General features: G+C 67.6%; 2 protein-coding genes, 1 tRNA gene and 5 pseudogenes. 2 read left to right on the forward strand and 6 right to left on the reverse strand.

Annotation, left to right across the window (positions count from 1 at the left end; translation table 11 throughout):
- Window positions 1–136: dienelactone hydrolase family protein (locus SYNGFB01_RS08825; RefSeq protein ID WP_369795529.1), on the reverse strand; the 136-nt coding region annotated here is incomplete at its 3' end.
- A gap of 163 nt (window positions 137–299) precedes the next feature.
- Here SYNGFB01_RS08825 and SYNGFB01_RS08830 point away from each other — a divergent pair.
- A pseudogene (locus tag SYNGFB01_RS08830) lies at window positions 300–1,288 on the forward strand (GntR family transcriptional regulator).
- A 16-nt stretch (window positions 1,289–1,304) separates the two neighbouring features.
- Here SYNGFB01_RS08830 and SYNGFB01_RS08835 read toward each other — a convergent pair.
- Window positions 1,305–1,376, reverse strand: a tRNA-Gly gene (locus SYNGFB01_RS08835).
- 84 nt (window positions 1,377–1,460) lie between these two features.
- On the opposite strand from SYNGFB01_RS08835, the pseudogene cysE reads away from it, so the two are divergent.
- A pseudogene (gene cysE, locus SYNGFB01_RS08840) lies at window positions 1,461–2,218 on the forward strand (serine O-acetyltransferase).
- A gap of 16 nt (window positions 2,219–2,234) precedes the next feature.
- On the opposite strand, the pseudogene secA reads toward cysE, so the two are convergent.
- The 4 genes and pseudogenes from secA to rfbD form a co-directional block, all read right to left on the reverse strand.
- A pseudogene (gene secA, locus SYNGFB01_RS08845) lies at window positions 2,235–5,121 on the reverse strand (preprotein translocase subunit SecA).
- 248 nt (window positions 5,122–5,369) lie between these two features.
- The gene (locus tag SYNGFB01_RS08850) at window positions 5,370–6,689 is read right to left on the reverse strand and encodes a sugar transferase (RefSeq protein ID WP_200900090.1); all 1,320 of its coding nucleotides are present in this window, start codon (window positions 6,687–6,689) and stop codon (window positions 5,370–5,372) included.
- Between the two features lie 38 nt (window positions 6,690–6,727).
- A pseudogene (rfbB, locus tag SYNGFB01_RS08855) lies at window positions 6,728–7,926 on the reverse strand (dTDP-glucose 4,6-dehydratase).
- 11 nt (window positions 7,927–7,937) lie between these two features.
- Window positions 7,938–8,769: pseudogene (gene rfbD, locus SYNGFB01_RS08860) on the reverse strand (dTDP-4-dehydrorhamnose reductase); the annotation flags it as partial.

An 8,769-nucleotide genomic window follows, 5' to 3' on the forward strand; every position in this document is an offset into this window, starting at 1 on the left:
AGATCGGCCAGGCCAGGGCAGCGAAGCCCTCGCTGGCGAGACGATCCGCCACGCCGCGCACCCAGGCGTTGACACCGAACACCTCCGGCAGCACGAGCACGGCCGCCCGCGGCGGCCGCTCGGGCGCAGAGCCCACCAGCAGCGCACCCCAGGCTGCGGCTCGATCCAGCGGGAGGAACAAGGGGCCATGGGGGCGGCGTCGGCCGGCTCAGCCATTTTGAGGCGGCTTCGGCAGCGGGGATTGTGCGCCCAGCGGACGGTCCGTAAGGTGGCCAGCAAAGCAATTGGCCCACTCCGGCGTGCGGTTTCACATCCAGCAGGAAAGCGACATACCGGCGTCGACCCAGCTGTACAACCAGATCTGCTTCGCCATCGCCGCCCGGCACTACCCGCCGGGCCATCGCCTGCCGAGCACCCGCCAGCTGGCCATGCAGACGGGGCTGCACCGCAACACGATCAGCAAGGTGTATCGCCAGCTGGAGACCGACGGGGTGGTCGAAGCCCTGGCCGGCTCCGGCATCTATGTGCGCGACCGGCTGAAGCCGCGCGAGAGCCAGATCGTTCCCGGCCCCGCCGGCAAGGTGCAGCCCGATCTGGATCGGCAGGTGCGCCAGAGCATCGATGGGCTGCTGCAGGCGGGCTGCACGCTGCAGCAGGCCCGCGATCTGCTCACGCGGGAGATCGACTGGCGGCTGCGCTGCGGCGCCGCGTGCTGGTGAGCACCCCCCGCGAGGACCTCGGTGCCTCCCTTCTCATCGCCGAGGAGCTGGCGCCGAACCTTGAGGTGCCGGTGGAGGTGGTGCCGATGGAGGAGCTGGAGGGGGTGCTGGAGGCGGGCAACAACGGCACGGTGGTCACCAGCCGCTACTTCCTCCAGCCCGTGGAGGAGATCGCCAAGCGCCACGGTGTGCGTGCGGTGCCGGTGGACCTCAACGACTTCCGGCATGAGCTCGATCTGCTCAAGGAGCTGCGGGCCGGCAGCTGCGTGGGGCTGGTGAGCATCAGCCCGGGCATCCTGCGGGCCGCAGAGGTGATCCTGCACAGCATGCGCGGCAACGACCTGCTGGTGATGACCGCCAATCCCGACACGGGCAGCCGGTTGCTGGCTCTGCTGCGGGCCGCCAGCCACGTGCTCTGCGACAGACCCAGCCTGCCCCTGGTGGAGCAGAGCCTGCGGCAGAACCGGGCCCAGCTGATGCGGCTGCCGGTGGTGCACTGCGCCCGCAGCTACCTGGGCAGTGCCACCATCGACCAGCTCCGCAAGGAGATCGGCCTGGTGGTGGGCTGAACCCAGGGTTGCTTGAAGCGGATGAAGAGATTCGAACTCTCGACCCTCTCCTTGGCAAGGAGATGCTCTACCACTGAGCTACATCCGCAGCCGCCGGCCTCGCCGACTGGTTGATCATGCACGAGGGAGGGCCCCGCGGTCAAACGCCTGCGACGTCCGCCAGGATGCCTCCATGCTCAAGGCAATGCGCGCCGATCTGGCCATCATCCAGGAGCGTGACCCCGCCGCCCGGGGCACCCTGGAGATCCTGCTCTGCTATCCGGGGCTGCACGCCCTGGCGCTGCACCGCATCAGCCACCGGCTCTGGCAGCTGCGCTGGCCACTCACGCCGTTGCTGGCCCGCCTGCTGAGCCAGCTGGGACGCTGGCTCACCGGGATCGAGATCCACCCCGGAGCAAGCATCGGGCGAGGTGTGTTCATCGACCACGGCATGGGGGTGGTGATCGGCGAGACGGCCGTGGTGGGCGACCAGTGCCTGCTCTACCAGGGGGTGACCCTGGGAGGCACGGGCAAGGCGCACGGCAAACGCCACCCCACGCTGGCCGAGAACGTGGTGGTGGGCGCCGGCGCAAGGTGCTGGGCGCCATCACCGTGGGACCGAACACCCGCATCGGTGCCGGTTCGGTGGTGCTGCGCAACGTGGAGGCCGACAGCACCGTGGTGGGCATCCCTGGCCGGGTGATCCACCAGAGCGGCGTGCGGGTGGATCCACTGGCCCACTCGGCCCTGCCGGACGCCGAGGCCACCGTGATCCGCAACCTGATGGAGCGGATCGATGCCCTCGAGGGTGAACTGGCGCGCACCCAGGCCTGCCTGAGGGAGCTGGCAGCCGGAAGGCCTCTGCAGGAACCCTGCCGCGGCGTGGCCCAGAATCTGATGGACCGGGAGATCCTTGAATTTCTCGGCGATAACCCTGGGTCCACTCAGTGAACCAAGTCGTGAATGCTCAGACAGCAGCTCCTGCAGCAGCAGGCGCCGGCTGAAACATGAACATCGAGTAGATCACGTTGCGACGCATCTGAGTCATCATCTCCAGGAACATGTCGTAACCCTCGTTCTTGTATTCGATCAGCGGATCCTTCTGGCCATAGCCGCGCAGGCCCACCGATTCGCGCAGGGCATCCATCGACTGCAGGTGCTCGCGCCAGAGGGTGTCGATCTGCTGGAGGATGAAGAAGCGCTCGGCCTCGCGCATCAACCCAGGCCGCTGGGCTTCGATCTGGCCCTCCTTGATGTCGTAGGCGTTGCGCATCTGCTCCTGCAGGAAGGCCTTGAGCTCATCCACCCCCAGGCCGCTCAGCTGCTCGGGGATGAGATCCTCGAGCAGGTAGATGAACTCCTTCGCCTTGGCCACCAGTCGATCCAGATCCCACTCCTCCGGCGGCAGCTCGGGATTCACGTAGGCCTCCACGATGTCGTCGATGGTGCGCTCGCCATAGCCGATTACCTGAGCCTTGAGCTCACGGCCCTCCAGCACCCGACGGCGCTCGGCGTAGACCGCCTTGCGCTGGTTGTTCATCACCTCGTCGTACTCGAACACCTGCTTGCGGATGTCGTAGTAATACGTCTCCACCTTCTTCTGGGCTCCTTCCAGCGAGCGGGTGAGCATGCCGGATTCGATCGGCATGTCCTCCTCCACCCGGAAGGCGTTCATCAGGCCCGCGACCCGGTCGCCGCCGAAGATGCGCAGCAGGTTGTCCTCCAGCGAAAGGAAGAAGCGCGTGGAACCTGGGTCGCCCTGGCGGCCGGCGCGGCCGCGCAGCTGGTTGTCGACCCGGCGCGATTCATGCCGCTCGGTGCCGATCACGTGGAGGCCGCCGGCCTCGCGCACCCGCTGCTCCTCGGAGCGGGTCACCACCTCGTATTCCGCCTTGACGCGGGCGATCAGCTCCCGCAGACGCTGAATCTGGGGATCTGGGGTGGGGGCCTTCTCGGCCGCCTGGGCGATGCGGTCTTCGAGTTCCAGCACGGTGAGCTGGCGATCGCCCCAGGCCTTCACCAGGTCGTGGGCGAGTTCGGAGAGGGAGTGCTCGGTGGCGTCGCTGAGGGCGCAGGGGTAGAGGGCGCCGATGGCGCGGGCTTCCGAGGGGGCCCTGGCGGCCGCTGCCTCGGCTGTGGCCCCGAAACCGGCAGCCGCTTCCGGGGCCCGCTGCAGGGGAACGGGGGGCCTGTGGCCTTCCTCAGGGCGCACCAGGCGGGGCAGCAGCCCTCGCGCAGCACCTCGCGCAGCTTGAGGCGGGCCATGTAGTCGCGTTGCCGCCCAGGATGATGTCGGTGCCGCGGCCAGCCATGTTCGTGGCGATGGTCACGGCGCCGGCGCGGCCCGCCTGGGCCACGATCTCGGCCTCCCGCTCCACGTTCTCGGGCTTGGCGTTGAGCAGGTTGTGGGGGATCCGCTGCTCGGCAAGGAGAGCGGAGAGCAGCTCGGATTTCTCCACGCTGGTGGTGCCCACCAGCACCGGCCGGCCCTGCTTGTGAATCTCGGCGGTTTCCAGGGCGACGGCGCGCCACTTGGCGGTTTCGGTCTTGTACACCTGATCGCTCCAGTCGGAGCGGGCCCGGGGCCGGTTGGTGGGCACGATCGTGACCTCGAGCTTGTAGGTCTTCTCGAACTCCACCTCTTCCGTTTTCGCCGTGCCGGTCATGCCGGCCAGGCGGGGGTAGAGCAGGAAGAAGTTCTGGTAGGTGATCGAGGCGAGGGTCTGGGTTTCGGGCTGGATCGGCAGGCCCTCCTTGGCCTCGATCGCCTGGTGCTGGCCATCGCTCCAGCGCCGGCCGGGCATCACCCGGCCGGTGAACTCATCCACGATCACGGCATCCTCGCCGCGCACGATGTAGTTCACGTCGCGGATGAACAGCTCCTTGGCCTTGAGGGCGTTGTTGATGTAGTGGGCCCAGGGTCGGCCGGATCGAACAGATCGCTCACCCCCAGCAGCCGCTCGGCCCTGGCATAGCCTCGTCGGTGAGGGTGCAGCTGCGCTGCTTCTCATCCACCTCGTAGTCGCCCTCGGGATCGATGCCGTCCTTGCCCATCTCGGCGGCCCGCACCAGCTGGGCCGCCACCTCGGCAGCCTTCTGATACTTCTCCTGGGGGCGCTCCACCTGGCCGGAGATGATCAGCGGCGTGCGTGCCTCGTCGATCAGGATCGAGTCGACCTCGTCGATCACGCAGTAGTGGAAGTCGCGCTGCACCACCTCGGCGATGTCGGTGGCCATGTTGTCGCGCAGGTAGTCGAAGCCCAGTTCGCTGTTGGTGGCATAGGTGATGTCGCAGCCATAGTTGAGCCGGCGGGTGGCCGGATCCATGTCCTGCTGGATCAGCCCCACCGAGAGCCCGAGGAAGCGGTGGATCTGGCCCATCCACTCGGCGTCGCGCCGGGCCAGATAGTCGTTCACCGTGACGACGTGCACGCCGCGGCCGGTGAGCGCGTTGAGGTAGGCGGGCAGGGTGGCCACGAGGGTCTTGCCCTCGCCGGTCTTCATCTCGGCGATCTGGCCGTCGTGCAGCACCATGCCGCCGATCAGCTGCACGTCGAAATGGCGCATGCCGAGCACCCGCTTGCTGGCCTCGCGCACCACCGCGAAGGCCTGCGGCAGCAGCTCATCGAGCAGGGCGCGCTCACGGGCCCGCACGGCGTCGCCCTGGCCGCTTGCCCGCGTACCGGGGCCTCCGCGAGCGTTGTCGAGCTTCTGGCGGAATTCGGCGGTGAGGCCGCGCAGCTCGTCGTCGGAGAGGGGGCGATCTCCTCCTCGAGCAGGTTGATGTCCGACACCAGGGGCTGGTAGCGCTTCAGCTTGCGGGCGTTGGGGTCACCCAGCAGGAGCTTGAGCATGGTGGCGATTACACCAGAGAGATGAGTGCAGCCTACTGAGGCTGCCGGGTGTGGCCTGGCTGGTGCTGGCGCTACTGTGCCAGGGGATCTCTTGGCGCCGTGACCGTCACCTAGTGCCAGCCCTGCCTGCACCAGAACCCGGTGAGCCAACCCTGCCGCCAGACAGACCGGTCAGTGCAGTGGCACGAACACCAGATTGTCGACTGGCCGTTCACCGGACGGATGAGTCGCATCCTGCACTTTCACTCTCATCGTCCCGCAATCTTCAGCAAGGTCTTGATGGTGCGCAACAGGATCAACAGATCCAGCCAGGTGCTGAAGTGCTTGAGATAAAAGAGGTCATAGGAGAGCTTGAGCTCGGAATCCTCCACACTGGCGGCATAGGGTGCATTCACCTGGGCCCAGCCGCTTAGCCCCGGACGCATCCAGTGGCGCTTGCGATAGTGGGGGATGAGGGTCTCCAGGTCATGTTCTAGTTCCGGACGCTCCGGCCGCGGGCCGATCAGGCTCATGTCGCCGCGCAGCACGTTGATCAGCTGGGGCAGTTCATCAAGACGTGAGCGCCGCAGCCAGAGCCCCACCCGAGTGATGCGTCGGTCACCCGGAACCGTCCAGATGGCGGGAGCCTGGCACGGCGCCACAGCCATGGTGCGCAGCTTGAGCATGTTGAACGGCTTGCCCAGCCAGCCGCTGCGTTTCTGCACATAGAACACCGTTCCCAGATCCTCCAGCCAGATCAGCAGTGCCGCCAGCAGCAGCAGCGGCGACGTGAACAGCAGCAGCAGCAGCGACACAGCCACATCGGCCACCCGCTTGAGCTGGCGCTGGAAGCCGNAAACCGAGTTGAAGGGGATCTCAGAGAAACTGAGCCAGGGTTCCGGCACGAGAGCCGGAGGCAGCCGCTTGAGGTGGCCCTCCGCCAGGGCCTCGGGCGTTGTGAGGCTGCAGAGACGCGGATCGCGCCCCTCCAACTCCTCCAGCCACGGAGGATGCGCGGGCTGCTGCTGGTAGGAGGTGGATACCGCCAGCACCACCATCCCGTCGTGTCGCACCGCCTCCTCGGGCGTCACGCGGCGCGGCATCAGTCGGGTTGGGGTGGATTGCCAGGCCCGCAGGGCCTGCTGAGCCTCGCGCTCAGGCGCTACCAGCAGTAGCTGCGGCTCCTCAGGGCGCAGAGCCCCGCGGTGCAGCGCCACCCGCACCAGCCCTGACCACACCACCACGGGAAGCATCAGGCTGAGTTGGTTGCTGCGGTAAACCACCCAGACAGCCAGGGGAGGGTTCAGGAGCCAGGTGAGCACGGCCATCACCAGGAGACTGGCTAGCAGCGTCAATCCAAGCCGCTGAAGCAGCGTCCAGCGGGGCAGACGACGCCACCCAAGCAGCGTGTAGGTGCCAAGTAGCCACCCCATCACCAGATAGGTGGCTAGTGTGGTGACGATCCAGCCCCCCTGGCCCTGGAACGACAGCCCGCGCAGGTTGATCAGTGCCAGCAGTGCCACCACCAGCCCAAGCAGATCAAGGCAGGCACAGAGCAACAGATCACGGCGCGGATCCCGCCAGGACATGGGCCTCAACCGGCGATCAGTGGCATTCAGCCGCAGCATCAGAGGATCACCGGCCGCTGGCCGATGCGCTCGCCGCCATAACCGGCACGTGCGCGCACCGCCGCACACCAGTCGAGGTTGTCGAGAGCCCAGCGCACCGTGGATTCGAGGCCCTGCTCAAAGTTGTGGCGGGGCCGCCAGCCCAGCTCGGTGATGATCTTCGCCGCATCGATGGCGTAGCGCCGATCGTGGCCGGGGCGGTCGCTCACCCGGGTTATCAGGCGAGCATGGGGAGCTCCCTGCGGCCTCAGCCGATCCATCAGGGCGCAGATCGCCTCCACCACCTGCCGGTTGGTGCGCTCGCTGGGACGGCCATGGTCACCGGCCCCACCCACGCAGTAGCTCTCGCCCACACGGCCGCGGGTAGCAGCCAGCAACAGGGCATCCACGTGGTCTTCCACGTACAGCCAGTCGCGGACGTTGTTACCGTCTCCATAGAGGGGAATCGGCTCGCCGGCAGCGCCTTGAGGATCACCACCGGGATCAGCTTCTCGGGGAATTGCCAGGGCCCGTAGTTGTTGCTGCAGTTGGTGAGCACCACTGGCAGGCCGTAGGTGTGGTGCCAGGCGTGCACCAAGTGATCGCTAGCCGCCTTGCTGGCCGAGTAGGGGCTGCGCGGGTCATAGGGAGTGGTTTCCGAGAATCGTCCCGTGAGCCCCAGCGAGCCGAACACCTCGTCGGTGCTGATGTGGTGGAAGCGGAAACGCTGCCTGCGCTCATCGGAAAGCGCTGCCCAGTGCTCCAGCACTGCCTGCAGCAGCTGGAAGGTGCCGGTCACGTTGCTCTCGATGAACACTCCCGGCCCCTCGATCGAGCGGTCGACGTGGCTCTCGGCCGCAAGGTGCAGCACCAGATCCGGATCGGCCCGTCGCACCGCTGCCGCCGTGGCGTCGCCGTCGGCCAGATTCACCCGCAGCAGCTCGTGGCGCAGCTCCCCTCTGGAGGTGCGGGCGGCGGGCCCCAGCTCCGCCAGTGCCGCCTCGATGCTGGTCAGATCGCTGGCGTAGCCGAGCTTGTCGAGATTGAAAACCCGTGCGCCGCTGCATGTGAGCAATCTCCGCACCACCGCTCCGCCGATGAAACCGGCTCCGCCGGTCACCAGCACGCGGCGGCGCTCACCAAGCAGCTCGCCCACCGCAGGCAGGGGAGGGGCCTTCGGCAGCGGAGCGCCGGCAGCGGATCTGGCGGGATCAAGCATGGGCGGGATGGTCAGGGACCGACAGAGGGCGCAGTCTCGAGCATCTGCCGCAAGGCCACGCGCCAGTGCTTGGGCTGAAGGTCGAGGAGCTGACGAGTACCGCTGCACTCCAGCAGCGAATAGCTTGGTCGGGGCGCCGGCAGCGGATAGTCCGCAGTGAGGATCGGATTCACGGACGCTGCCTGCTCCAACAATCCGAGCTCCACCCCCAACTCGCCCACCGCAACGGCTACGTCATACCAGCTGGCGGCACCTGCATCGCTCCAGTGCAGCACCATCGGCAGGGGGCCGGCTCCCGCAGCGCTGATCATGGCATCCCAGCGCCCGATCAGCCGCCAGCAGGTAGTCGCCAGGGTGAGGGTGCTGGTGGGGCAGCCCACCTGGTCGGCCACTACACCGATCGCAGGACCACCGGCGCCCCGCTCCCGGTGCAGCCGCAGCATCGTGCGCGCGAAGTTGCGGCCCACGGGCCCCATCACCCAGCTGGTTCGCAGGATCACCCCCTGGCCGACCGCTCCCAGCACCTGCTCCACCGCTTCTTCTCCCGCCGCCTTGCTGGCGCCGTAAACACCCAGCGGCCGGCGCTTCTGCTTCGGGAGGTAGGGGCTGCCCTGCCGGCCGTCGAACACGAAGTCGGTGCTGACCTGAAGCAAGCTGCCACCCGTCTCGCGCAAGGCCTCCGCCAGCGCCCGCGGCGCACCGCCGTTCACCGCCTTGGCCAGCTCCGGCTCGCTCTCGGCCCGATCCACCGCCGTATAGGCGCCGGCATTCAGCACCCAGTCGGGGCGGTGCTCCAACACCACCCGGCGCAAGCCTGCGCATCGGCCAGATCCAGCGGCAGCA

The sequence above is a fragment of the Synechococcus sp. GFB01 genome, from assembly GCF_001039265.1.
Taxonomy (GTDB): Bacteria; Cyanobacteriota; Cyanobacteriia; order PCC-6307; family Cyanobiaceae; genus NIES-981.